Origin of the sequence: Bradyrhizobium manausense, assembly GCF_018129685.1 — a bacterium.
In the GTDB taxonomy this organism is placed as follows: Bacteria; Pseudomonadota; Alphaproteobacteria; order Rhizobiales; family Xanthobacteraceae; genus Bradyrhizobium; species Bradyrhizobium manausense_D.
In genome coordinates, this window is the sequence record NZ_JAFCLG010000014.1 from 22,059 (window position 1) to 47,306 (window position 25,248).

Below are 25,248 nucleotides of genomic sequence, written 5' to 3' on the forward strand. Positions count from 1 at the left end.
AATGCTTGCGGGCGCCGGATTTGGGACCATCTGAATGTCAGGGCGCGCAATCGACACTTCGCCTCCGACTCACACATGCTTAACGCGCGCCCCATGTGAACCACGTATGACAAAAACAGCCGGTCCGGCGCGCGACCTGCCCTTGTCAAGGGCTGCACAAGCCGCCGTTTTTGCCTTAAATGAGTTACATCATGCCCAGCGATCGACGCCCTATTCGGGCACTGATCGCAACCGACTGGCCAATGCCTGGCCAAGCCGGTCTTTCCCCCGCCGGGAGGATGAATGCACGGACTGCTGCCCGCGTTGAAGCGCGGCTTCAAGAGATGGATCGGCTGGCGACGGCTCGGAATTGCCGCGAGCGTGATGATCATCGCCTTCGCGGTCACTCATTTGGTGCGCACTCTCAAGGGCATCGATACCGGGGTCGTCCTCACCACGTTGACTGAAATCCCCCGCGGCCACATCGGGCTTGCGGCGCTGTGCGTCTTTCTGGCCTTCTGCACGCTGACCTTTTACGACTTTTTTGCACTGCGAACGATCGGCAAGAAACACGTTCCCTACCGCATCGCAGCGCTGTCCAGCTTCACGTCCTATTCGATCGGGCACAACATCGGCGCGACCGTGTTTACCGGCGGTGCGATCCGCTTCCGGATTTATTCGGATTATGGGCTGAACGCGATCGACGTCGCCAAGATCTGTTTCCTGTCGGGCCTGACCTTCTGGCTCGGTAACATCTTCGTGCTGTCGATCGGCATGGCCATCCATCCGGATGCGGCCTCCTACATGGATCAGCTGCCATCGTCGATCAACCGGCTGATCGCCTTCGGTGGGCTCGCCGCGATCGCTGCCTATCTGGTCTGGCTCGGCATGGGCGAGAAGCGCCGCGAACTCGGCCAGAAGGGCTGGAAAGTGGTGTTGCCGTCGGCGCCACTGACGCTGGTGCAGATCCTGATTGGCGTGGTCGATCTCGGCTTCTGCGCCTTCGCGATGTATCTGCTGATACCGGCCGATCCGCACATCGACTTCCTGTCGCTCGCGGTGGTGTTCATCCTGGCAACGCTGCTTGGCTTCGCCAGCCATGCCCCCGGCTCGATCGGCGTGTTCGACGCCGCGATGCTGGTGGCGCTGCCCGAATTCGGTCGTGAGCAGCTGCTCGCGACCTTGCTGGTCTTCCGCATCCTCTATTTCGTGATCCCGTTCGGTCTCGCCATCTCGATCATGGGCACCCGCGAGCTCTGGATGAATGTGGTCCGGCCCTGGCAGGAGCGGCGACGGCTGGCGGAAGCTTGCGCGCAGGCCAACCTGCCCAAGGAAGTGACGCCGATGGAACGTGAGCGGTTGGTGCGTCAGGTCAGCAAGCGGTAAGGTCGCTGCCGGGCCAGGACCGGGCGCCCGCGAAGCGGCAGTGAGAAAGGTTGCGGGCCGGAGAGCAATGCTCTCTTATTTCCGCCTCAACTTTGCCGTTGAAGACGCGGGTCATGATCCCAGTTTTCCTTCGCACTTTTCTCGTCGCCGCCCTGCTGCTGGCCGGGTCCCTCACCGCTTTGCCGATTCAGCGCGCTGTCGCGCAGGATTCCGGCGCCATGCAGATCAATTGGGAGGTCCGCAACCGCTTCCGCCTGTTCCGCGAGGAGCGCGACTTCCTGCTGCATGTCGAGAATGCGCGCAGCCGCAGCATCCTCGCCGCAGAGCAGTCGCTGGAGCTCCAGAGCGAAGGCCGCGGCTGGGCCCGCAACATGGTCAACCGCCTCTGCATCGACCTGCAGGGCCGGGTCAACCAACCCTGCACCCGCGACAACGTCAAGGAGAACTACCTCACGCCGGTCGATCACCCAATCACCGTGCGCCTGACCGGCACGGTGCCGGTCGGCGCCACCTGCGCCTGGTCTTTCGACGACGGCGACGGACCGCAAACCACCACTTTCGACTGCGCCGAACCGATCAATCTGCGGGTCCGCTACGGCAAGCAGACGTTGGCGACCGTCGACGTCTCCTCCGGCTCCGATCCGAGCCAGCGCCTGCAGACCGAAATCCAGGTCCGCGACATCTTCATCGCCGGCCTTGGCGACAGCATCGCCTCCGGCGAGGGCAATCCGGACCGGCCGTTGGCGCTGTCCGACGAGGGCTTCTGCTTCCGCTCCTATCTCGGCACGGGCGGCGGACAATATTACCGGCCGAGCCGCGCCGGCTTCAAGGGCGGTCGCGCCTGCGAGGCGCCGGATACGCTCGCCAACTGGCAGCGCTACGGCGCGCTCTGGTTCAACTCGCCATGCCACCGCTCGCTCTACAGCTATCAGGCTCGCACCGCGCTCGCGCTCGCGGTCCGCTATACCCACATCGCCGTCACCTATCTGCCGCTGGCCTGCACCGGCGCGAGCATCAGCGACGGCCTGCTCGGATCCCAGCGCGCGCGTGAATGCCCGCCGGGCAAGAGCGGTGTCTGCAACACCAGTGTGAATGCGCAGGTCGCCGAACTGCGCGAGGCACTTACCGCGGCGAGGAAGCGCCAGCCGGATCGCAATCTCGATCTCGTGCTGCTCTCGATCGGTGCCAACGACGTTTACTTCTCCGGCCTGGTCGCCGACGTCATCGTCGACACCGCAACCGAGCGTGCCCTGTTCCGCCGCTCCGGCGTCATGGCGGGCGTCGACGATTCCCGTGACGCGCTCCAGCGCGAGCTGCCGCAGAATTTCGTCAAGCTGCGCGAAGCGCTGAAGCCGCTGGTCGGCGGCGATCTCTCGCACGTGGTCTATGTCTCCTACGCCAATCCGGCACTCGCAGAGGGTGGGGTACCCTGTCGTGGCGGCCGCGGCGGCTTCGACGTCCATCCGGCCTTCAATGCCGACCCGCAGCGGCTCGCCCGCGTCTCGACGTTCGTCGACACCGAGTTCCTGCCGCAACTGAAGGGACTGGCGACCTGCACGCAGGGCGCGCTGTGCCGCGATCCCGAGGCCGACCGCATGACCTTTGTCGATACCCACCAGACCGCGTTCGCCGATCACGGCTTCTGCGCGCATGCCGGCAGCGATCCCGAATTCGATCGCGCCTGCTTTGCCGAGAACGGACAGAGCTTCAATCCGGATATCGTCAGTGCGGCGAGCCAGCCGATGCTCTGCGGCCGCGGCGCCTCCGAATATCGCGCCTATCTGCCCCGCGCGCGCTGGATCCGCGATGCCAATGACAGCTATTTCGCGGCGATGACATATCCCCAAGGGTTGCCGGCGGCGAGTCAGCCGAACGACATCCACGACGCAACCTGGGGCGTGCTCTCGGCCGTCTATGGTGGCGCCGTGCATCCAAGCGCCGAAGGCCACGCCGCGATGGCGGACGCCACCCTGCCCGCGGCTAGCGCCGTGCTGGGGCTGGATGCCGTGCCGCCCGTCGTCACGCGCGGCCTGCTCGCTCCGCTCTTGCCGGGCACGCGGCAATAATCGGATTGCAATGGATCCGGAAACCGTTCGGTTACCGATCGCACAGAATTGATGGCGCTGCCTCCAATTGAGGCCGATGCATTCAGGGCAGGTTCAGCCGAGCGGCGCATGATGACGCATGAGATGTGGGCATCTCATGTCGTCCGAACGCGTCGGAACCGATCGTGGATAGCAGAAGCGCATATTGTCGACCGCGACTCTCCAGCCTTGCAACGCTTGTGGTGCTCGCCACAGGCCTCACCGCGAACATCTCCCGCGCCGACGATCTCAATCCGCACGATCTCGCCTTGCTCGATCGGCTGACCTTCGGGGTAAGCACTGCCAGTGCCACGCACATGCACGGCATCGGCACCGAACGCTGGCTCCAGGAGCAGCTCCATCCGGCCGGCAATCCAGCCTTGCCTGACGCGGCCAAGGCGCAGATCGAAGCGATGCCTGATGTGCACAGCTTCCCGTTCGACATCGCGGTTGCCTTCGAGCAGCAATCCAAGAGCGCCAATCAGGTTGCCGATCCCGATCAGAAAAAGGCGGCCCAGCAGGTCTTTCAGCAGGCGATGAGCGACCGCGCCAAGCAGGCCGCGGCGCGCACTATCCTGCGCGCGCTCTATGCGCCCGATCAGCTCCGCGAGCGCATGGTCTGGTTCTGGTTCAATCATTTCAACGTTCACCAGTACAAGTCCAATCTGCGCGTGCTGGTCGGCGACTACACCGACCACGCCATTCGTCCCAATTCGCTCGGCAAGTTCCGCGATCTGCTCGCGGCGACCGTTCATCATCCTGCGATGCTGCGCTATCTCGACAATGCCGACAACGCGGTGAGCCATCTGAACGAGAATTACGCCCGCGAGATCATGGAGCTGCACACCATGGGGGTCGGCTCCGGCTACACCCAGGCCGACGTCGAGGCGCTCGCGAAGATCCTCACCGGCGTCGGTATCGACACCAAGCCGGAAGACCCGAAGCTCAAGCCGGAACTGCAATCCCAGCTCGTGCGCGAAGGCGCCTTCGAATTCAACCCGGCTCGTCACGACTACAGCGACAAGACGTTCCTCGGCCACACCATCAAGGGGCGAGGTCTCGCCGAGGTCGACGAGGCCATCGACATCCTGGTCCACCATCCGGCAACCGCAAGCCATGTGTCGCGCAAGATCGCGACCTACTTCGTCTCGGATAATCCGCCCGAAGCGCTGGTCGCGCGGATGGCGCAGACCTTCAGAGCCACCGACGGCGACATTGCCGCCGTGCTCGCCACGATGATCCATTCGGCAGAATTCGAAGCCGCGCTGAAGCCCGGCACACGTTTCAAGGATCCCGTGCAATACGTGTTGTCGGCGGTTCGTCTGGCCTATGACGACCGGGTGATCCTGAACACTGCACCGATCCAAGGCTGGATCAACCGCCTCGGCGAAGGTCTGTTCAACCACGAGACGCCGGACGGCTACGCGCTGACCTCGGCGTCATGGAACGGCCCCGGTCAGATGATGGTTCGCTTCGAGATCGCGCGCCAGATCGGATCAAGCTCATCCGGTCTGTTCAAGCCGGATGGACCGAACCCGGTCGAGCAGCCTGCGTTCCCGCAGCTCCAGAACGCGCTCTACTTCAACGGCCTTCGCAAGACGCTCGGCCCGGCGACGCTGGCATCGCTCGACAGAGCGGTGTCGCCGCAGGACTGGAACACGCTGTTCCTGTCGTCACCGGAATTCATGCACTGAGCTACGGAGATCACCATGAACCGTCGCGAGTTGATCAAGACCTTCGCCGCACTCGCTCCGCTCACGGTCGCAGGCCGCGTCTGGGCCGCGCCGGCGACCGATGCCCGCATGCTGGTGGTGTTTTTGCGCGGCGCCTATGACGCGGCGAATGTCGTCGTGCCGGTCTCCAGTGATTTCTACCGTACCTCGCGGCCGACACTCGCCATCGCCAAACCCGATGCCGGCAACCCCAACGCGGCGCTCGCGCTCGATTCCGATTGGGGCCTGCATCCGGCTTTGCGCGATAGCCTCTATCCGCTCTGGGCCAAGCGCGAGATCGCGTTCATTCCCTTCGCCGGCACCAGCGACGACCTGACCAGAAGCCATTTCGAGACGCAGGACACCATCGAGCTCGGCCAGACCGCCGGCGGTTCGCGTGACTATCGTTCCGGCTTCATGAGCCGGCTCGCCACCGAGCTGACACGCGTCAGGCCGATCGCATTCACCGACCAGTTGCCGCTGATCTTCCGCGGCAAGTCGCAAGTGCCGAACACCAGCATCAACAACGTCGCCAAGCCCGGTGTCGACGATCGTCAGGCCGATCTGATCAGGAAGATGTACGCGCAGTCCAATCTGGCCTCCTCGGTGTCGGAAGGCTTTCGCGTACGCGACGACGTCTATCGCTCCGTCTCGGAGGAGATGAACGCCGCCAACCGCGGCGCCGTCTCCCCGCGCGGCTTCGAGTTGTCGGCACGGCGCATCGGCCGGTTGATGCGCGAGCAGTTCAACCTCGGCTTCGTCGACGTCGGCGGCTGGGACACGCATGTGAACCAGGGCGCCGCCAACGGCTATCTCGCCGACCGGCTCGGTGAGCTCGGGCGCGCGCTGGTCGGCTTCTCCGAGGAAGTCGGGTCGGCGGCGTGGCGCGACACGGTGGTGGTCGTGATCTCCGAATTCGGCCGCACCTTTCGCGAGAACGGTGACCGCGGCACCGATCATGGCCATGGCAGCGTCTATTGGGTGCTTGGCGGCGGCATCAATGGCGGTCGCATTCTCGGCGAGCAGATCAAGGTAGAGCAGCCGCATCTGTTCCAGAACCGCGACTATCCCGTGCTGACCGATTACCGCGCTCTGTTTGCCGATCTGTTCGGCCACGTCTTCGGTCTCGGCAACGAGAGCATCCAGCGCATCTTCGCCGGCGTGCACCCGACGAACCTGGCATTGGTCTAGGCGGCTCTGCCGCCACAGCCCCTTTCGCCCGGCGCGATATCGCGATCGCGTTCCAGGCGTGCCGCTCCATCAATTCAAAAACGGCATCAATCGATACCCCCTTCAACTTGGACACTTTCCCGCGCGCGCCTCTAGGAGTCGCAGTGAGGAAACAATTCGAGTTCTAAGGAGGCGCCTGATGAGCGCAGTGCTGTCCGCAACGGACGCGAAGAGGTCCCGCGTCAGGCTGTTCATCGTGACCATGCTGTTCCTGGTCACGACCGTCAACTATGCCGACCGCGCCACGCTCTCGATCGCGGGCCCCGCTCTCTCCAAGGAACTCCATCTCGATCCCGTCGCCATGGGCTGGATCTTCTCGGCCTTCGGCTGGTCCTATGTGGTCGCGCAGGTGCCGGGCGGCTGGCTGCTCGACCGTTACGGCTCGCGCCTCGTCTATGCCTTCAGCATCATCGTCTGGTCGCTGTTCACGATGATGCAGGGCTGGGTCGGCTTCCTCGGCGCCGGTGCTGCCATCGTCGTGCTGTTCGCGCTTCGTCTGCTGGTCGGCGTCGCGGAAGCGCCGTCCTTCCCCGCCAACGCACGCATCGTCGCCGCCTGGTTTCCCGGCAATGAGCGCGGCACCGCGTCGGCCTTCTTCAATTCGGGGCAGTATTTCGCGACCGTGATCTTCGCGCCGCTGATGGCCTGGATCGCCCATGATTTCGGCTGGCGCTACGTGTTCTTCGCGATGGGCGGGCTCGGAATCGTCATGGGCCTCGTCTGGATCAAGACGGTCTACGGCCCGAAGGAGCATCCTTCGATCAACGAGGCCGAGTTCGATTATATCAGGGACGGCGGTGCGCTGGTCGATCTCGACGCGCCCAGAGACGGCCTGAAGAACAATCAGACGGCTTCCGGTCCGCAATGGGACCATATCCGCCAGTTGCTCTCCAACCGCATGATGCTCGGCGTCTATCTCGGCCAGTACTGCATCAACACGCTGACCTATTTCTTCCTGACCTGGTTCCCCGTGTACCTCGTCAAGGAGCGCGGCCTGTCGATCCTTCAAGCCGGTTTCGTCGCGACGCTGCCCGCACTTTGCGGCTTCATCGGCGGCGTGCTTGGCGGCATTATTTCCGACGCCATCCTGCGCGGGACCGGTTCGCTGACCATGGCGCGCAAGATCCCGATCGTCGGCGGCATGCTGCTGTCGATGTCGATCATCGGCTGCAACTATGTCGATGGCCAGGCGCTGGTGGTCGGCTTCATGGCGCTCGCCTTCTTCGGCAAGGGCATCGGCGCGCTCGGCTGGGCGGTCGTCTCCGACACCTCGCCCAAGGAAGCCGGCGGCGTCTCCGGCGGTCTGTTCAACGCCTTCGGCAACCTCTCCTCGATCACTACGCCGATCGTGATCGGCTACATCGTGGCCTGGACCGGCTCCTTCAACGGGGCCCTGGTGTTCGTCGGCATCAACGCGCTGGTCGCGGCGTTCGCCTACCTCGTGGTGGTCGGCAAGATCGAGCGGGTGGTGCTCAAACGTTCCTCCTGAGCGCTCCGAGTGATCGGAGCGGGACAGGCAACTCAACGGCGGCCCTCAAAAGCCGCCGTCTTTGTTTTGGGGATGATCGATGCTAGAAGCGTCGGGGAAACGCCTTATTCATCTAAGGCATGTATCGATGTTCGACCTCAACCAGCTCCGCTGTTTCGTGACGGTGGCCGAAGAACTGCACTTCGGCCGCGCGGCCGTGCGTCTGAACATGACCCAGCCGCCGCTGTCCCGGCAGATCCAGGTGCTGGAGCACATCATTGACGCACCGCTGCTGGAGCGCACCAGCCGCTCGGTGCGCCTGACGCCGGCAGGTCGCAGCTTCCTGCCGGAGGCCCGCCGCATTCTGAAGCTTGCCGAAAGCGCCTCTCAGGTTGCCCGCCGCATCGCTCTCGGCAAGACCGGCTCGGTCAAGATCGGGTTCACCGCCGCGGCGGCCTACGGCTTCCTCCCCGAGCTGGTCGCGGCCTGCCGCGCCAGGCTGCCGGAAGTCGATTTCTCGCTGAAGGAGATGGTCTCGGGCGACCAGTTCGAGGCGCTGACCTCGGGCCAGATCGATGCCGGCCTATTGCGGCCGCCGATCGCGCGGCCCGAGCTTGCGAGCCGCAGGGTTGTTGCCGAACCGCTGCTCGCGGCAATCCCGAAGAAGCACCCGCTGGCGAATGCCGAAAACATCACCATCAAGGACTTCGACGGCCAGCCCTTCGTGATGTATTCGCCCTATGAGAGCCGCTACTTCCACGATCTGTTGGTGGCGCTGTTCACCCGCGCCGACATCCTGCCGCGCTACGTCCAGCACCTCAGCCAAATTCACTCGATCCTGGCGATGGTGCGCGCGGGCCTTGGCCTCGCCATCGTGCCGGCGGCGGCCGCCGGCCTGAAGATCTCCGACGTCCGGCTGCGACCGCTGAAGTTGCGCAACCGCGTTCCGGTCGAGCTCTTCATGGTCTGGCGCCGGGACGATGAGAATCCGCTGCTGTCCGCGCTGATTAAAATCGCCAGCGAATTGTCCTCGCCGGAGGTGGTGGAAGATTGATGCTGAACTTGTATCGGTCGATATAGGCTTTGGCTTGGACGCGCATCGAACCGTCTCTTAAACAGCGGCGCATGGACGCGCGGACTTCCTGCGTCCTCCACAACATCAGAAACAGGGAGCAGCGCCCATGAGCAAGATGACACCGCAGGAAATGGCCCAGAAGATCGGTTCGGGCCTCCTGTCCTTCCCCGTCACGCCGTTCAAGGCGGACTATTCCTTCGACGAAGCGACCTACCGCGCCAACATGGATTGGCTGTGCGGCTACGATGTCGCGGGCCTGTTCGCCGCCGGCGGCACCGGCGAGTTCTTCTCGCTGACCCCGACCGAAGTCCCCGAAGTGGTCAGGGTCGCCGTCGAGGAGACCAAGGGCCGCGTGCCCGTGCTCGCCGGCACCGGCTATGGCACCGCCATCGCCCGCGAGATCGCGACGGCTGCGGAAAAGGCCGGCGCTGACGGCCTGCTGCTGCTGCCGCCCTACCTCACCCATTCCGAGCAGGAAGGCCTTGCCGCCCATGTCGAGGCCGTCTGCGCCTCCGTCAAGATCGGCGTCATCGTCTATAACAGAGACAACGCCATCCTTCAGCCCGACACGCTTGCCCGCCTCGCCGAGCGCTGCCCAAACCTCGTGGGTTACAAGGACGGCATCGGCGACATCGAGCTGATGACCCGCGTCTACACCAAGCTCGGCGACCGCCTGACCTATGTCGGTGGCCTGCCGACCGCCGAGACCTTCGCGCTGCCCTATCTCGACATGGGCGTGACGACCTATTCGTCGGCCGTGTTCAACTTCGTGCCGGAATTCGCCACCAACTTCTATGCCGCCGTGCGCAGGCGCGACCATGCGACGATCCACGCCGGTCTGAAGGATTTCATTCTGCCGCTGATCGCGATCCGCAACCGCAAGAAGGGCTATGCGGTCTCGATCATCAAGGCCGGCATGAAGGTGATCGGCCGCGATTCCGGCCCGGTCCGCCCGCCGCTGACCGACCTCACCGAGCAGGAGGTTGCGGAACTGACCACGCTGGTGAAGAATCTGCCTGCCGCAGGATCGGCACAACAGGCCGCAGAATAAGGCAACACAGCAGGGAGACGCGTGCGATGGCCCAGGTTAATACATCCGGCGCGCAAGTCGCCGGCGCGCCAGTCGTCACAGCGATGCAGGTGATCCCGGTTGCAGGCCGCGACAGCATGCTCCTCAATCTGAGCGGCGCACATGCGCCGTTCTTCACCCGCAACATCGTCATCCTCACCGACAATGCCGGTCACAGCGGCGTCGGCGAGGTGCCGGGCGGGCAAAAGATCTGGCAGACCCTCCAGGACGCCCGCGATCTCGTGATCGGCAAGACCGTCGGCGCGATGAACAACATCCTTGCCGATATCAGAACGACCTTCGCCGACCGTGACGCCGGCGGCCGCGGCAAGCAGACCTTCGACCTGCGCGTGATGATCCACGCGGTCACGGCCATCGAATCCGCCCTGCTCGACCTGCTCGGCCAGCACCTCAATCTGCCGGTCGCAGCCCTGCTCGGCGAGGGCCAGCAGCGCAAGAGCGTCGAGACGCTCGGCTATCTCTTCTTCGTCGGTGACATCAGCAAGAGCAAGCTGGACTACGTCAAGGGCGAGACTGGCAAGCCCGACTGGTTCAACCTCCGGCATCAGGAGGCGATGACGCCGGAGACGGTGGTGCGCCTCGCGGAAGCCACGCAAGACCATTATGGCTTCGCCGATTTCAAGCTGAAGGGCGGCGTGCTGCGCGGCGAGCAGGAGATCGAGGCGGTCACGGCCATCGCCAAGCGCTTCCCCAACGCCCGCGTCACGCTCGACCCGAACGGCGCCTGGTCGCTCGACGAGGCAATCGGCCTCTGCAAGAACATGCACGGCATCCTCGCCTATGCCGAGGATCCCTGCGGCGCCGAGGCCGGCTTCTCAGGCCGCGAGATCATGGCCGAGTTCCGGCGGGCCACGGGGCTGCCGACCGCGACCAACATGATTGCGACCGACTGGCGTCAGCTCTCCCATGCGCTGCGCCTCGGCGCGGTGGACATTCCGCTCGCCGACCCCCATTTCTGGACGATGCAAGGCTCGGTACGCGTGGCCCAGACCTGCCGCGACAACGGCCTGACCTGGGGCTCGCACTCCAACAACCACTTTGACATTTCGCTCGCGATGTTCACCCATGTCGGCGCCGCGGCTCCCGGCAAGGTCACCGCGATCGACACACACTGGATCTGGCAGGATGGCCAGGCCCTGACGAAAGAGCCGCTCCAGATCAGAGGCGGCAAGATCGCGGTCCCGGATCGTCCGGGCCTCGGCATCGAGATCGACCGTGCGGCTATCGAGGCCGCGCATGAACTCTACAAGAGGCATGGACTCGGCGCCCGCGATGACGCTACTGCCATGCAGGACCTGATCCCCGGCTGGACCTTCGACGACAAGCGTCCCTGCCTCGTACGTTAAGAAAACCTTCCCTGGAGGAATGAGATGACTGCGATCCTGAAGAACTTCATCGGCGGAGAGTGGGTCGACGGCTCCGGCGTCACCAAGAACATCAATCCCTCCAACACCAACGATCTCGTCGGCGAATACGCCAAGGCCGACAAGGCGCAGACCGAGAAAGCGATCGCCGCCGCGAAGGCTGCCTTCCCCGCCTGGTCGCAGTCGACGCCGCAGGTGCGCTTCGACGCGCTGAACAAGATTTCCCTCGAAATCCTCGCCCGCAAGGAAGAGCTCGGCCGCCTGCTCGCCCGCGAAGAGGGCAAGACGCTGCCCGAGGGCATTGGCGAGGTCGCCCGCGCCGGCCAGATCTTTGCGTTCTTCGCCGGTGAGGCGCTGCGCCTGATCGGCGAGAAGGGCGCCTCGGTGCGTCCGGGCCTCGACGTGGAGCTCACCCGCGAGCCGGTCGGCGTCGTCGGCATGATCACGCCCTGGAATTTCCCGATCGCGATTCCCGCATGGAAGATCGCGCCGGCGCTCTGCTATGGCAACACCGTGGTGTTCAAGCCGGCTGAGCTCGTGCCCGGCTCCGGGCATGCGCTCTCCGAGATCATCGCCCGCTCGGGCATTCCCGCCGGTGTGTTCAACCTCGTGGTCGGCTCCGGCTCGGTGGTCGGCCAGACCTTGCTCGAATCCCCCGATGTTGCCGCGATCTCCTTCACCGGCTCGGTGCAGACGGGCCGCAAGATCGCGCAGGCCTGCGTGCTCTCGAATCCCATGAAGAAATTCCAGCTCGAGATGGGCGGCAAGAACCCGCTGGTGGTGCTCGACGACGCCGACCTCAAGACCGCGGTCGAAGTCGCCGTCAACGGCGCCTATTTCTCGACCGGCCAGCGTTGCACGGCCTCGTCCCGTCTGATCGTCACCGAGGGCATCCACGACCGTTTCGTCGCCGCGGTGGCCGAACGGCTGAACAGCCTGTCGGTGGACGACGCGCTCAAGGCCGGCGTGCATATCGGCCCCGTGGTCGATCAGAGCCAGCTCGACCAGGACCTGCGCTACATCAAGATCGGCCAGGACGAGGGCGCCAAGCTCGCCTTCGGCGGCGAGCTGCTCAAGCGCGAGAACCCCGGCCATTACCTGCAGCCGGCGCTGTTCACCGAGGCCAACAACAACATGCGCATCGCGCGTGAGGAGATTTTCGGCCCCGTTGCCGCCGTCATCCGCGCCAAAAACTACGAGGAGGCGCTGGCGATCTCCAACGACACCGAGTTCGGTCTCGCTTCCGGCATCTGCACATCAAGCCTGAAATACGCCACGCACTACAAGCGCAACAGCGAGTCCGGCATGGTGATGGTCAATCTGCCGACCGCCGGCGTCGACTATCACGTGCCGTTCGGCGGCCGGAAGGGCTCGAGCTACGGCGCCCGCGAGCAGGGCTCCTATGCACGCGAGTTCTACACGACGGTGAAGACCGCTTATACCTATCCGGGCTGATAGGCTGACATCGTAGGGTGGGTTAGCGCAGCGTAACCCACCTCTTCTGGTTCGACAGATGCAGACAGTGGTGGGTTGCGCTGCGCTAACCCACCCTACAAATCCCGGAGTCCGTGATGGACCAGGACGTCGCAGCGAAAGAGCAGCCCCGCTACATCAAGCTCAACGAGCGCGACAATGTCGCGATCGTGGTCAATGATTTCGGGCTTCCCGCCGGTTCCCGCTTTGCCTGTGGACTGACGCTGCGCGCCTTCGTGCCGCAGGGGCACAAGACGGCGCTGGTCGACATCGGGCAAGATCAGCCGATCATCCGCTACGGCGAGGTGATCGGCTACGCGCTGTCGCCGATCCTGGCCGGCGAATGGGTGGACGAGGCGCGCATCCGCATGCCGGAGGCTCCCGACCTCGACAAGCTCGAGATCTCCACCGCCGTTCCCGCGCCGCTGCCGCCGCTCGAAGGTTTCACCTTCGAAGGCTTTCGCAATCCGGACGGCTCGGTCGGCACCAGGAACATCCTCGGCATCTCCTCCTCCGTGCAATGCGTCAAGGGCACGATGGAATATGCGGTGAAGCGCATCCGCGCCGAGCTGCTGCCGAAATATCCTAATGTCGACGACGTCGTGCCGCTGACGCATGCCTATGGCTGCGGCGTCGCGATCAATGCGCCCGACGCGGTCATCCCGATCCGCACGCTGCAAAACCTCGCGCTCAACCCGAATTTCGGCGGCGAGATCCTGGTCATTAGCTTGGGATGCGAAAAGCTCGCGCCCGAGCGGCTGGTCCCCGAGGGCGTCAGCGACGCCATCGTCCGCATGCAGGACGAGGCCTTTGACGGCTTTGGCGCCATCGTCGACGCGATCATGACCCAGGCCGAAGCTCGCCTGAAGATCCTCAACAAGCGCACCCGCGAGACCTGTCCGGCCGCCGATCTCGTGATCGGCCTGCAATGCGGCGGCAGCGACGCGTTCTCCGGCGTTACCGCGAATCCCGCCCTCGGCTTCGCCGCTGACCTGCTGGTGCGCGCCGGCGCCACCGTGATGTTCTCGGAAGTCACCGAGGTGCGCGACGCCATCCAGCTCCTCACCCGCCGCGCCATCAACGAGGATGTCGGTCGCGCGCTGGTGCGCGAGATGGCCTGGTACGATTCTTATCTCGCCCGCGGCGGCGCCGATCGCAGCGCCAACACCACGCCCGGCAACAAGAAGGGTGGCCTCGCCAACATCGTCGAGAAGTCACTCGGCTCGATCGTCAAATCAGGCTCATCGGCCATCACCGGCGTGCTCTCGCCGGGCCAGAAGGCGACGCAAAAGGGCATGCTGTTTGCGGCAACGCCAGCGAGCGATTTCATCTGCGGCACGCTCCAGCTTGCCTCCGGCATGACCCTGCAGGTCTTCACCACCGGCCGCGGCACACCCTATGGCCTCGCGGCTGCGCCCGTGATCAAGGTCGCGACCCGCACGGAGCTCGCGCGCCGCTGGAAGGACCTGATCGATTTCGACGCGGGCGGCATTGCCACCGGCGCCAAGACCATTGAGCAAACCGGCTGGGACCTGTTCCGCCTGATCCTCGACGTCGCCTCCGGCCGCACCAAGCCCTGGTCGGACCGTTGGGGCATCCACAATGACCTCACGCTGTTCAATCCAGCGCCGGTGACCTGAGCGGCGACAACGGCAGCCACACCGCGCGCCAGTGGTGCGGGAGTCCAGGCGCGACGCATGAGGCACGATTGGCGTCGCGTTGCGACGGGCCGCTGAAACCGTTCTGAAACAAACGCCGATAAAACGTCGCTTTCGCTTCATCGCGATGATGGCACGCAACCAGATATCTTTGCCGGCCGAACGCGAATGTTCGTACACAAGCGAACCTGTTGCGGCACTGCCGCGACCAAACCTCCGATCGTCACTTTTTCCTCCAATGGAGTTTCTGAAATGCGTATCCTCTCGATGATTGCGGTGGCCAGTGCGATGGTTGCGAGCACGGCCAGTGCATTTGCCGGCGAGCTCCCCTCTTACGAAGTGAAGTCGTTTCCGATCTCGGCGGTACAAGTGCAAGTGCTCGGCGGAGTTGGCGTCGAGGAGCAGTCGACCGCGCCGACGATGATCGTCGCCGGCATGCCCGCATCGCCCGCGCAGATATCAGTGCTGTCGCCGCGCGTGAAGCGGCTCGCCAGCACGAACTCCGACAACGAAGCACGCTAAACCTTCACATGATTGACGGTGTCCGCGTCTGACGCGGCCGCCGTGCGTACTCTCATGTCATGCTGCCGGGCATGAAACACCGCACGCGCGGGTGGCCGTCGATATAGTGCTTCCACACCATGGTGCGGCCGATCTTGTTCGGCTCGGTGATCACGGCGCCGTCGGGCACGACGACCCATTCCTCGTCGAGATGCACGCGGTAGTGTCCCTTGTCGGACTCCCAATCGACATCGGCGACGACATAGCCGTCGGCGTCCGAGCAGCACTGCCCGTACTCGCTGCGCAGACTCTCGAACCAGGGCTTGAGCGGTGAATTGGCGTAACGCCCGTCATCGCGTGCCAGCGCTGATGTCGCCAGCAGCGTCATCAGCCCCAGCAACGTCGCAGCACACGGTCTTGCAAGTTTCATGGCGTTGTCTCGCGGATCGAAATCGGCGCCGCAGGGACAGACAAGGCCGCTCACGCCCTCAACAGGCGCGGAATCGGCAAATCGCTCCCCAGCGGCTTTGCCGATAGCTATGCAAATCCGGCGCCAGCGCGCATTCCGGGGAATTACTGCCGCAGCCACGGCGAGCATTCGTCTTTCGACGAATGCGTCTTTGCGAGAAATGGCAACGAGGTGTGTGGAAGAGGCCGTGACGGCTGGCGCGGCGCGCCTACTTCTTTGCCGCCGGCGCCATCATCATCGCGCCGCCCTTCTTGGCTGCGGGCGCAGCCTTCGGCGCGGTCGCGGCGGCCTGTGCGGGGAGATATTTGGCGATGATGGCGGGATCGACCTCCGCCATGCTGGTATCCGGAAGGCGCTGCCAGGTCTCATCCTTGCCGAACAGGGAAATGCCGAGGAAGCCGCGCATGGTCAGCGTTTGCCCGTCCGGGCTGACCGTCATCTTGGCCTTCCAGATGTTGCCGTCGCGCGGATTGACCACGTTGCCGCCCTCATACTTCAATCCGTCGCGCTTCATGTCGCGGATGAAGGAGAGCCCGAGCACCGGCTGGTTCTTGCGGTCATCCGTGCATTTCGCGCAGACCTCGTTCGGATCGTCGCCGGGACGCGGAAAGGTCTTGGCGATGACGCCTTCGAAGATGCCGTTGTGGTCGATGAAGAGGAACCAGCCCACCGACCTGCCGTCCTCGACCTTCTGCCAGAGGCCCGCAGCGGTCGGCTGCTGCGCGGCAGCCGGCTTCGCCGCGCCAATCGACAGCGCAACGACGAGTGTCACGAGCGAGAGCAGCCGAAAGCCGGTAAAGAGATTCCGCATTATGATCACCTTGCTGAGCCGCCACGGCAATGGCCGAAGACTACGGCGATTTCGCGAACGGTTCCAGCACCAGAACGTGGGATGTCACGACCCCGTTCGCGCGGTGGTCAGTTGACACCGAGCTTCTTTTGCAGGCTGGACGAAGAGGTCGTGTACTGGAACACGAGCCGCTTGTCCGGGTAGACGTAGCGGTGGGCCTTTTGCGACATCAATGCGCCCTCGTGAAAACCGCACAGGATCAGCTTGATCTTGCCCGGATAGGTGTTGATGTCGCCGATGGCGAAGATGCCGGGAACGTTGGTCTCGAACGCCGAGGTCTCGACCGGCACCAGATTGTTCTCCAGCGCAATGCCCCAGTTCGCGACCGGACCGAGCTTCATGGTCAGCCCGAAGAACGGCAGCATGGTGTCGCATGCGATCTCGCTGACGTTGTTGTCGTTGCCCTTGACGGTGGCACCGGTCAGTTGGCCATCGGCGCCGGACAGCGCAGTAACCTGACCGATCCGCAGATCCATCTTGCCGTCGGCCACCAGCGCGCGCATCCGCTCGACGCTGTGAGGGGCAGCGCGGAAATCGTCGCGACGGTGCAGAAGCGTGATGCGCTTGGCCAGCGGATGCAGGTTGAGCGTCCAGTCGAGCGCGGAATCGCCGCCGCCAACGATCAGCACGTTCTTGTCGCGGAACGTCTCCATCTTGCGCACGGCGTAATGCACCGAGGTGCCTTCATAGGCCTCGATGCCCGGCACCGGCGGACGCTTGGGCTGGAACGAGCCGCCGCCGGCTGCAATCACCAGCACCTTGCATTCGAATACCTTGCCGGCATCGGTGGTGCAGCGGAATGCGGGATCGCCGATCTTCTCGACGGTCTCGATCATCTCGCCCAGATGGAAGGTCGGATGGAACGGCTTGATCTGCTCCATCAGCGCATCGGTGAGACCCTGTCCGGACACATGCGGGATGCCGGGAATGTCGTAGATCGGCTTTTCCGGATAGAGCTCGGCGCACTGGCCGCCGACCTTGTCGAGGATGTCGACGAAATGCGCCTTCATGTCGAGAAGGCCAAGCTCGAAGGCGGCGAACAGACCGCAAGGGCCGGCGCCAATAATCAGCACATCGGTTTTGATCACGTCGCTCATGTCGTCTCTTTATCGGTCGTTGTCGGTGGGACGGCGCCCTGCGGGCGGAGGTGGCCCTGCCTGTCTAGCCAACGGGGATGGATCAGGGAAGGCATAAAAGCAGGGCACCCCGCAGGCACACCCACTTGCCGGGTCAAAATAACTGGGCTGTAACGAGGATGGATTTGACGGAGATCATCAGGTGAACGCACCAAGCCGCCTCGACACGCCGCCGCGCCTGGAGGACTTCCCCTTTCGCCTCAGCGACAGTGTGCGCTTCGGCGATCTCGATCCGAACCAGCACGTCAACAACGCGGTCTACGCCACCTATTTCGAGACCGGCCGCGTCACGCTGATGAAGCTTCCACAGTACGGGCTGACCCCACCGGGCTTCGCCTGGATCATGGTACGGCTCGACATGCATTTCCGCGCCGAGCTGCGCTGGCCGAATACGATCGAGCTCGGCCTCGGCGTCGTGAAGTTCGGACGCACGTCCGTGACCTTCGAGCAGGTGGTGTTTTCAAACGGGACGTGCATCGCCTCGGCAACTTCCGTCGGCGTCTTGCTCGACGAAGCGACGCGTCGGCCGGCCCCGCTGACCGCAGAGGTGATCGAAAAGTTCAAACCCTGGCACAAGCGCGGCATCGAGGTCGCGCTGCCGCGCGCTTAGTGCATGATCCGGACCCGCAGGACCGCGCTGGCGCAAAGTGTGCGGCGGTTTTCCGGAAAGATCATGCACTCTTAAAGATCACGCACTCCTGGAGAGACCGATCAGGCCTGGCGTTCCGGCGTCGACACCACGAGCCCATCGAGCTCGTCGGAGACCTTGATCTGGCAGGACAGGCGCGAGTTCGGGCGCACGTCGAAACCGAAGTCGAGCATGTCCTCTTCCATCGGGGTCGGGCTGCCGACCTTCTCACGCCAGGCTTCGTCGACATAGACATGGCAGGTCGCGCAGGCGCAAGCGCCGCCGCACTCGGCCTCGATGCCGGGAATGCTGTTGCGGATGGCGGCTTCCATCACGGTTGCGCCGTTCTCGATTTCCACCGTGCGGGTTTCGCCCTTGTGGTCGACAAAGTGAATTTTGGCCATGTGTTCTCGTGCTGCCGCGATCTGGGGAAAAAGGAGGGTCCGGGTTGTCCTATAACGGGTCGCTCCGGGCCGCGCCATAGCGTTTTGAAGCGAAGTGGATGGCGGCTCGCCGGAGGGAAAACGCGTCAAAACAAGAGACTATTGCTCAAGGCCTCGACTTCGGGGCGCCGGCTTAGTGCTTGAGGATCGTCGCAATCGCCGCACGCACCTCGGCGACCGCCTCCCTCAGGGCCGCAAAGGCCCGGGGCGGGTTGTTGCCGGTCCGGACGGCCAGCTCGAGGCCGGCTGCCGCATCGGCAACAGCGAAGGCGCCGATCCCGCGGGCCGAGCCCTTGAGCTTGTGGGCAAGCGCGCCGGTCTCGGCCGGCAGCGCCGTCATCGCTGCGAGCAGCCGAACGGCCTGCTCGGCGAACATCGCAAGGACTTCCTGTTCCAGCTCGGAATCGCCGAGTGTCATGCGCGAGAGGTGGTCGAGGTCGAGCGGGCTGTCGATGGGCGCAAGCGGGGGCGAGGGCATCCAGTCCATCCCTGGCAGTTCAGGCGGCATGACGCGGGCCCCGGCATCGCACGATGGTCCGCCGGTCCGGCGGTTCGCCCCACCGAAGCATGAAAATGGTTAACGAAGTGTTTGGGCCGCTTTGCGCAAATCTGCCCGTTTATTGACGAAAAGTTGCCGCAATCCACCGGGTTCCGTGGAGAATTTCATTTGGCCCTAAGGCGTTACGGCCTGATCCTGTTAACGATGATTAAGATTGTATTAATCGCAGGCATTTCATTCGCGACGCTCTGCCAATAGGATGTTGCGGAAATTGGCGGACAAGCCGTCCGGGTGGGGATGGCTCGGTGATCCGCGCAAGCGGCATGATCCGGTCTGTGGGCTTGCGCAGCGCGCAGGGCTCGCGGGGGGACGCGTAAAAGTAACGAGGGCTCGGACTGAACATGGCCAACACTCCCAAAAAGGTCAAAGACCCCACAGAAGTTGCGCTTTCTGCGATCCAGGAAGCCCTCAACATCAGCGACACGGCTGCCGATACCAGCCGCAATGCATCGATGCGCAACGAAACGGCGCCTTCGGTCGCGCCGCCGGCGCCTCCAATGTTCGACGAACCGGCCTTCGAGCCGCGGCCTGCCGCCAACGAGCGCGCCACCGTGTTCGACACGATCGAGGAACCGCGCAACGCGCGCCGCGCCGCCAATGACGATCGCGAGACCATCGGCCAGCTGCTGCAGTCGCTGCAGACCAGCCGCCCTTCCCGCAACATCTATACCGGCGCGACCATCTTCACCGTGGTCTGGCTGGCCGCCTGCGCCGCGCTGACGGTCGGCTTCCTGCCCTCGATCCGGGCCGCCATGGGCGACAGCGGCGGCGTGCTGGCGATCGCCGGCCTCGTCACGATGTTCTTCGCGCCGATCATGCTGTTCTACTTCCTGGCGAGCCTGGTCTGGCGCGGCCAGCAGATGAGCCAGGTCGCGCAGGCGATGGCGCAGGTCGCGATCCGCTTCTCGGAGCCGGAAGGCTCGGCCTCCGATTCCATGGTCACCGTCGGCCAGGCCATCCGCCGCGAGGTCGCGGCGATGGGCGACGGTATCGAACGCGCCATCGCACGCGCCGGCGAGCTCGAAACGCTGGTCGCCAACGAGGTCGCGGCGCTCGAGCGCGCCTATTCCGACAACGAAGTGCGCATCCGCGCCCTGCTCCAGGACATCGCGCATCAGCGCGACAACCTGGTCGGCCAGGCCGAGCAGGTCCGCAGCGCCATTTCCGGCGTGCAGATCGATCTCCGCCACGACATCGCGCTGATCTCGGACGCAATCGCCTCGCGCGTCGACGAGGTGGCAAAATCCATCACCGGCGCGCTGGAAGAGCGCGGCGCCCATATCACCAGCGCGCTGAGCCATGCCGGCGACAACATGATCCTGGCGCTCGGCGAGCGCGGCGGCGACCTGCTCGACCGCCTCGAGGAAGCCAGCGCCGAGACCACGCGCGCGGTGCTCGACGCCAGCGAGCGGCTGACCACCAGCCTCAACTTCAAGACCGGCCACGTCCACGACGAATTCGTCGATCTCGCCGACCGCGTCCACGAGATGCTGAACGAGCGTATCGACCGCATCACCGGCGAGTTCGAGCAGCGTTCGGCTGCGATTGTCGACGGCATCTCCGAGCGCACCGAACAGGTGCACGACAGCCTCAAGAATTCGTCGGACTCGCTGCTGCTCGAGCTCGAGCTGCGCTCCAACGACCTTTCGGCCAAGATCGACGACGCCGGCAACCGCCTCGCCGGGCAGATCATGACCTCAGGCGACAAGGCGAGCGAGGCGCTCGACGCCACGGTCAACACCCTCGTCGCCAAGGTCGTCAGCCAGACCGAGACCGCGCACGACTCGCTGTCGCTGCAGATGAGCGCGTTCGACGAGCTGGTGAAGAACCAGGGCTCCGAGCTGGTCGAGAAGTTCGCCCGCGATTCCGGCACGCTGGGTGCCCTGATCACGCGCCACATCTCCGAGTTCGACCGCACCGTGAAGACCTTCGGCGGCGAAATCGTCGAGCGCATGGGCCAGCGCACGCAGGACATCCATGAGTCGCTCAAGACCTATGTCGACAATTTCGACACCCGCTTCACCGCCAACGGCGGCGCGATCACGGCCGTGCTCGACCAGCGCTTGCTGCAATTCGAGACCACGATCGGTGAACGCGTCTCCAACTTCGACACCTCGCTGAGCGGCAAGATCGCCCACCTCGACGGCACCATCGAGGGCCACATCAAGACCTTCGACGAGCAGCTCGGCGGCCGCGTCGGCGCGCTCGAGCAGTCGTTCGATGCCCGTGCGAAGTCCGTCACCGAGACCATCGACGGACGTCTCAACGCGCTTTCCGCGACGCTGACCGACGGTGCGACGCAGGCGATCCAGTCGATCGACTCCCGCCTCACCCACCTCACGACGTCGCTGACCGACGGCGCCTCGCAGGCGATCCAGTCGATCGATACGCGCCTGACCCACCTCACCGGCACGCTCACCGGAGGGGCGACACAGGCGCTCGAATCCATCGACAGCCGCCTGACCTACCTGACCACCGCGGTGACCAACGGCGCCTCGCAGGCCGTGCAGTCGATCGACACCCGCCTTACCCTCCTGACCTCGACGCTCACGGACGGCACGGCGCAGGCGATCGACGCGGTCGACCGTCGCATCACCGGCGTCACCGAGATCATCGACGGCCGCAGCATGCACCTGACCGACACGGTCACCGCGCGCTTCCAGGACATCCAGCAGGCGATCGAGACCAAGGTCGGTTCGGTTGCCAACGACATCGACGTCCGCGTGGCGCAGTTCGAGGACCTGCTCGGCTCGCGTGTCGAGGCGGTTGCCGGCCGCATCGAGAGCAGCGGCCGCCAGGCCAGCGAGGACATGATGTCCCGCGCCGAGATGATCTCGACCGCGATCCGCTCGCATGTCGAGGACGCCGAGCGTTCGCTCACCAACCTCGTGGTCAACACCAGCGAGACGATCCAGACCGGTGCGCGCACGGCGCAGCAGTCGCTGATGACGGTCTCCACCGACGTCAACGCCCAGCTCAAGATGACCTCCGCCGAAGTCGAGCGCTCGCTGACCGCGGTTGGCGCTGGTGCTGCGAACTCGATCCTGACCAGCGCGCGCGAGGCTCAGTCGAGCCTGGTCGCGGCCTCGGGCGATGCCTCCAACCAGATCAAGGGCCTCGCGGCCGATGTCGAGCGCACCCTGTCCGCGGCCGGCGCGGCCACCGCAGCCTCGATCCTGGCCGGCGCCCGCGAGGTGCAGACCACGCTCGTGACCGCCTCCTCGGACGCCGCCAACCACGTCAAGTCGCTTACGGCCGACGTGCAGCGCTCGCTCTCGATGGCCGGCACCTCGACGGCGGAATCGATCACCGCCGGCGCACGCGACGCGCAGGGTACGCTGATCGCGGCCTCGACCGAGACGGCCAACCAGATCAAGGCGCTCTCCTCCGACGTGCAGCGTTCGCTCTCGATGGCGGGCACGGCAACCGCCGAGAGCATCATGACCGGCGCACGCGAAGCCCAGAACACGCTGGTCACCGCGTCCTCGGAGGCGGCGAGCCAGGTCAAGTCGCTCGCGGCCGAAGTGCATCGCTCGCTCTCGCAGGTCGGCCAGACCACCGCGGAGACGATCACGTCCAGCGCCCGCGACGCCCAGAGCACCCTGCTTGCGGTCTCCGCCGAACAGACCGGCCAGGTCCGTTCGCTCGCGGCCGAGATGCAGCGCGCGCTGGCGACCGCCGGCGGCGCCACCATCGAGGCGCTCACCAGCGGCGTGCGCGAGGCCCAGAGCACGCTCATCACGGCTTCGACCGACGCGGCGACCCAGATCAAGTCGCTCACGACGGATATCGAGCGGACGCTGACCGCGGTCGGCGCCGACACCGCCTCGACCATCCTCAACAGCGCCCGCGAGGCCCAGACCTCGCTGACCTCGACCTCGGCGGATGCCGCCAGCCAGATCCGCACGATCTCGACCGAGATCGAGCGCGCGCTGAGCACGGCCACGTCGAACGCGACCAACGACATCCAGACCAGCGCGCTCAATGCCCAGAACGCCCTGATCTCCGCCTCCAACGAGGCGAGCTCGCGGGTCAAGTCGAGCTCGGCCGACGTCGAGCGTTCGGTGCTCGCTGCCTCTTCCAGCTTCGGCCAGGCCATGACCGGCAAGACCGACGAAATCGTCACCTATGTGCAGCAGCAGGCCGACCGCCTCTCCAACATGATCGACGCCAAGCGCGGCTCGCTCGTGGACGCGATCGGCTCGAAGACCAGCCAGCTCACGCTCGACATCGACCGCGTCACCTCGGACGCGCTGAAGTCGATCGAGACCCGCGGCCAGGCCTTCTCGCAGACCATGATGGGCAACGGCAACGAAGTCGCCCGCACCATCAATGCGGCGAGCGAGATCGCGACCAGCGCCGTCGGCCGGTCGCTCAAGGACCTCGAGGCGGCCTCGCGCGCGGCGATCGACCAGTCGCGCCAGGTCTCGATCGCGGCCGTCACCGAGATGCAGGAGACCAGCAAGATCCTGCGCACCGACACGGTCGCCCTGTTCGAGCGCCTGCGCGAAGGCAACATCCTGCTCCAGGAGGTGCTGACCGGTGCGCACGACAATCTCAACTCGCTCGAGCGGGCGCTGGTGACGCGTGTCGCCGACTTCGTCTCGGCCATGAACGACGTCACCTTGCGCAACGGCGCTGCGACGCAGAACCTGGAAGACCAGCTCAACGTCTTCAACACGAAGACCACGCGGGCGCTCCAGGATCTCGGCGAGCTGTCGACCCAGTTCGACGCGCACGGCAAGGCCCTCGTCGATGCAGCGCAGGTCGTCGAGCAGAGCAACAAGAACACCACCGCCTCGCTTGCCGAACGCAAGGCGGCGCTGGAATCGCTCGTCACCACCATCGACCTGCGCACCGCCGATCTCGACCAGCGCCTGTCGCGCTTCACCGGGCTGCTCGACGAGTCGCTTGCTGCAGCCGAAGAGCGTGCCCGCGACATCGCCCGCGTGGTCGCCGAGACCGCCGGCGCGGGGTCGGCCGCGATCACCCGCCAGTTCGAGGCGGTGCGGTCGGCGTCCGAAGAGGAGCATCGCCAGACCATCGAAGCCATGCACGACATCTACCGCCAGACCACCGACGAGGCGGATGCGATGTTCAAGCAATCGGCCGAGAAGTTCGGCAACCTCGTGTCCAGCATGAAGCAGATGGCGTTCGAGATGCACAACGAGCTCGAAGCCACCCGCAACGAGCTGCGCCGCGGCGTGCTCGAGATGCCGCAGGAGGCCGCCGAGAGCACCGCGCAGATGCGCAAGGTGATCGTCGACCAGATCGAGGCCCTCGCCGAGCTCAACCGCATCGTGGCCCAGCACGGCCGTGGCCTCGACGTCACCACGACGGGCCGCGCATCCGTCGCCGTCCAGCGCCAGGAAGAGCCTGTCATGGCGAGCGTGGGCGGTCGTGGCACCGAGACCCGCATGCGCGACGCCGGCAGCGCCTCGACGCTGCCGCCGCCGGATCTCGGCATGCCCGCCCCCTCGCGTCGCACCGAGGCCCCGCCGGTTGCCCCCGGCGGCAACGACCCGGGCCGGGATGGCTGGCTGTCGGATCTTCTGAACCGTACGGACGCCAACCAGGCGGCTCCCACGGGGCGAGAAGCCCCACGTGGCCGCCAGGCCGCGCCCGCGCCCCAGGCCCCGCAGGGCGGCGGCAATCCGCTGGAATCGCTGTCGCTCGACATCGGCCGGCTGATGGACCGCAACCTCGCCTCCGAGATGTGGGATCGCTACCAGCGCGGCGAGAACAAGGCCTTCACCAAGCGCCTGTACACGCCCGCCGGCCAGAAGGCCTTCGACGAGGTCGCCCGCAAATATCGCGCAGACCGCAACTTCAAGGGCACGGTCGACCGCTACATCAGCGAGTTCGAACGCCTGCTCGACGAAGTCGCCCGCGACGGCCGCGGCCCGCAGGAGCTGCGCAGCCACCTGACCTCGGAAACGGGCCTGGTGTACACGCTGCTCGCGCATGCGGCGGGCCGGCTGGGGTAAAGTGGAAGCTCGCGAATGGCGAGTGGCGAATAGCGAATAGCGAATGAAAAAACGGAGCCTTCGCGGGCTCCGTTTTTGTTTTGGGCGCGTCATTCCGAACGAAAAAGCCGACCAAACATTCGATGTCGTCCTGGCGAAAGCCAGGACCCATTACCC

18 protein-coding genes are annotated in these 25,248 nt (G+C 65.0%); 13 read left to right on the forward strand and 5 right to left on the reverse strand.

The window, feature by feature from the left end:
* Positions 1 to 282 precede the first annotated feature (282 nt).
* The 11 genes from JQ621_RS25775 to JQ621_RS25825 all read left to right on the forward strand — a co-directional run bounded on the left by JQ621_RS25775 (position 283) and on the right by JQ621_RS25825 (position 15,041).
* Positions 283 to 1,365, forward strand: a complete 1,083-nt coding sequence (locus JQ621_RS25775; protein ID WP_212238189.1) for a lysylphosphatidylglycerol synthase transmembrane domain-containing protein — start codon at positions 283 to 285, stop codon at positions 1,363 to 1,365.
* Between the two features lie 113 nt (positions 1,366 to 1,478).
* Positions 1,479 to 3,431 (forward strand): SGNH/GDSL hydrolase family protein, encoded by a 1,953-nt coding sequence (locus JQ621_RS25780; protein ID WP_212238191.1) that lies wholly within the window; start codon positions 1,479 to 1,481, stop codon positions 3,429 to 3,431.
* 164 nt (positions 3,432 to 3,595) lie between these two features.
* Positions 3,596 to 5,143 carry a DUF1800 domain-containing protein gene (locus JQ621_RS25785; RefSeq protein ID WP_409334251.1) on the forward strand — a complete coding sequence of 516 codons (1,548 nt, stop codon included), beginning with the start codon at positions 3,596 to 3,598 and terminating at the stop codon, positions 5,141 to 5,143.
* Positions 5,144 to 5,158: 15 nt separating this feature from the next.
* Positions 5,159 to 6,352, forward strand: coding sequence for a DUF1501 domain-containing protein (locus JQ621_RS25790; RefSeq protein WP_212238204.1), 1,194 nt, complete (start codon positions 5,159 to 5,161; stop codon positions 6,350 to 6,352).
* A 178-nt stretch (positions 6,353 to 6,530) separates the two neighbouring features.
* On the forward strand, positions 6,531 to 7,880 hold the full coding sequence (locus JQ621_RS25795) for an MFS transporter (protein ID WP_212238206.1): 1,350 nt from the start codon (positions 6,531 to 6,533) through the stop codon (positions 7,878 to 7,880).
* 127 nt (positions 7,881 to 8,007) lie between these two features.
* Positions 8,008 to 8,913, forward strand: coding sequence for a LysR family transcriptional regulator (locus JQ621_RS25800; protein ID WP_212238207.1), 906 nt, complete (start codon positions 8,008 to 8,010; stop codon positions 8,911 to 8,913).
* Positions 8,914 to 9,040: 127 nt separating this feature from the next.
* A complete protein-coding gene (kdgD, locus tag JQ621_RS25805; protein ID WP_212238216.1) occupies positions 9,041 to 9,985 on the forward strand; it encodes a 5-dehydro-4-deoxyglucarate dehydratase in 945 nt (314 codons plus the stop codon).
* A 26-nt stretch (positions 9,986 to 10,011) separates the two neighbouring features.
* Positions 10,012 to 11,370 carry a glucarate dehydratase gene (gene gudD, locus JQ621_RS25810; RefSeq protein ID WP_212238219.1) on the forward strand — a complete coding sequence of 453 codons (1,359 nt, stop codon included), beginning with the start codon at positions 10,012 to 10,014 and terminating at the stop codon, positions 11,368 to 11,370.
* 24 nt (positions 11,371 to 11,394) lie between these two features.
* Positions 11,395 to 12,843 carry an aldehyde dehydrogenase family protein gene (locus tag JQ621_RS25815; protein ID WP_212238222.1) on the forward strand — a complete coding sequence of 483 codons (1,449 nt, stop codon included), beginning with the start codon at positions 11,395 to 11,397 and terminating at the stop codon, positions 12,841 to 12,843.
* Between the two features lie 116 nt (positions 12,844 to 12,959).
* A complete protein-coding gene (gene garD, locus JQ621_RS25820) occupies positions 12,960 to 14,501 on the forward strand; it encodes a galactarate dehydratase (protein WP_212238225.1) in 1,542 nt (513 codons plus the stop codon).
* Between the two features lie 270 nt (positions 14,502 to 14,771).
* Positions 14,772 to 15,041, forward strand: coding sequence for a hypothetical protein (locus JQ621_RS25825; RefSeq protein WP_212238228.1), 270 nt, complete (start codon positions 14,772 to 14,774; stop codon positions 15,039 to 15,041).
* Positions 15,042 to 15,093: 52 nt separating this feature from the next.
* Here the strand turns inward: JQ621_RS25825 and JQ621_RS25830 are convergent, their stop codons facing one another.
* From JQ621_RS25830 to JQ621_RS25840, 3 genes are all read right to left on the reverse strand, one after another.
* Positions 15,094 to 15,450 carry a hypothetical protein gene (locus JQ621_RS25830; RefSeq protein WP_212238231.1) on the reverse strand — a complete coding sequence of 119 codons (357 nt, stop codon included), beginning with the start codon at positions 15,448 to 15,450 and terminating at the stop codon, positions 15,094 to 15,096.
* A 247-nt stretch (positions 15,451 to 15,697) separates the two neighbouring features.
* A complete protein-coding gene (locus tag JQ621_RS25835; RefSeq protein ID WP_212238234.1) occupies positions 15,698 to 16,300 on the reverse strand; it encodes a DUF2147 domain-containing protein in 603 nt (200 codons plus the stop codon).
* Between the two features lie 107 nt (positions 16,301 to 16,407).
* The gene (locus tag JQ621_RS25840; protein ID WP_212238237.1) at positions 16,408 to 17,436 is read right to left on the reverse strand and encodes an NAD(P)/FAD-dependent oxidoreductase; all 1,029 of its coding nucleotides are present in this window, start codon (positions 17,434 to 17,436) and stop codon (positions 16,408 to 16,410) included.
* A gap of 181 nt (positions 17,437 to 17,617) precedes the next feature.
* Between JQ621_RS25840 and JQ621_RS25845 the strand changes: the two genes are divergently transcribed.
* Positions 17,618 to 18,085 (forward strand): acyl-CoA thioesterase, encoded by a 468-nt coding sequence (locus tag JQ621_RS25845; RefSeq protein WP_212238240.1) that lies wholly within the window; start codon positions 17,618 to 17,620, stop codon positions 18,083 to 18,085.
* Between the two features lie 101 nt (positions 18,086 to 18,186).
* Here JQ621_RS25845 and JQ621_RS25850 read toward each other — a convergent pair whose 3' ends face one another.
* On the reverse strand, positions 18,187 to 18,507 hold the full coding sequence (locus JQ621_RS25850; protein WP_011088626.1) for a 2Fe-2S iron-sulfur cluster-binding protein: 321 nt from the start codon (positions 18,505 to 18,507) through the stop codon (positions 18,187 to 18,189).
* Positions 18,508 to 18,679: 172 nt separating this feature from the next.
* Positions 18,680 to 19,024 (reverse strand): Hpt domain-containing protein, encoded by a 345-nt coding sequence (locus JQ621_RS25855; RefSeq protein WP_249125575.1) that lies wholly within the window; start codon positions 19,022 to 19,024, stop codon positions 18,680 to 18,682.
* A 422-nt stretch (positions 19,025 to 19,446) separates the two neighbouring features.
* Here JQ621_RS25855 and JQ621_RS25860 point away from each other — a divergent pair, with 422 nt between their 5' ends.
* Positions 19,447 to 25,092, forward strand: a complete 5,646-nt coding sequence (locus tag JQ621_RS25860) for an apolipoprotein A-IV repeat region-like domain-containing protein (protein WP_212238245.1) — start codon at positions 19,447 to 19,449, stop codon at positions 25,090 to 25,092.
* Positions 25,093 to 25,248 lie beyond the last annotated feature (156 nt).

Coding starts and splice junctions, on each gene's coding strand:
- JQ621_RS25775 (WP_212238189.1), top strand. CDS start 283: ATGCACGGACTGCTGCCCGCGTTGAAGCGCGGCTTCAAGAGATGGATC.
- JQ621_RS25780 (WP_212238191.1), top strand. CDS start 1,479: ATGATCCCAGTTTTCCTTCGCACTTTTCTCGTCGCCGCCCTGCTGCTG.
- JQ621_RS25790 (WP_212238204.1), top strand. CDS start 5,159: ATGAACCGTCGCGAGTTGATCAAGACCTTCGCCGCACTCGCTCCGCTC.
- JQ621_RS25795 (WP_212238206.1), top strand. CDS start 6,531: ATGAGCGCAGTGCTGTCCGCAACGGACGCGAAGAGGTCCCGCGTCAGG.
- JQ621_RS25800 (WP_212238207.1), top strand. CDS start 8,008: ATGTTCGACCTCAACCAGCTCCGCTGTTTCGTGACGGTGGCCGAAGAA.
- kdgD (WP_212238216.1), top strand. CDS start 9,041: ATGAGCAAGATGACACCGCAGGAAATGGCCCAGAAGATCGGTTCGGGC.
- gudD (WP_212238219.1), top strand. CDS start 10,012: ATGGCCCAGGTTAATACATCCGGCGCGCAAGTCGCCGGCGCGCCAGTC.
- JQ621_RS25815 (WP_212238222.1), top strand. CDS start 11,395: ATGACTGCGATCCTGAAGAACTTCATCGGCGGAGAGTGGGTCGACGGC.
- garD (WP_212238225.1), top strand. CDS start 12,960: ATGGACCAGGACGTCGCAGCGAAAGAGCAGCCCCGCTACATCAAGCTC.
- JQ621_RS25825 (WP_212238228.1), top strand. CDS start 14,772: ATGCGTATCCTCTCGATGATTGCGGTGGCCAGTGCGATGGTTGCGAGC.
- JQ621_RS25830 (WP_212238231.1), bottom strand. CDS start 15,450: ATGAAACTTGCAAGACCGTGTGCTGCGACGTTGCTGGGGCTGATGACG.
- JQ621_RS25835 (WP_212238234.1), bottom strand. CDS start 16,300: ATGCGGAATCTCTTTACCGGCTTTCGGCTGCTCTCGCTCGTGACACTC.
- JQ621_RS25840 (WP_212238237.1), bottom strand. CDS start 17,436: ATGAGCGACGTGATCAAAACCGATGTGCTGATTATTGGCGCCGGCCCT.
- JQ621_RS25850 (WP_011088626.1), bottom strand. CDS start 18,507: ATGGCCAAAATTCACTTTGTCGACCACAAGGGCGAAACCCGCACGGTG.
- JQ621_RS25855 (WP_249125575.1), bottom strand. CDS start 19,024: ATGCCCTCGCCCCCGCTTGCGCCCATCGACAGCCCGCTCGACCTCGAC.
- JQ621_RS25860 (WP_212238245.1), top strand. CDS start 19,447: ATGGCCAACACTCCCAAAAAGGTCAAAGACCCCACAGAAGTTGCGCTT.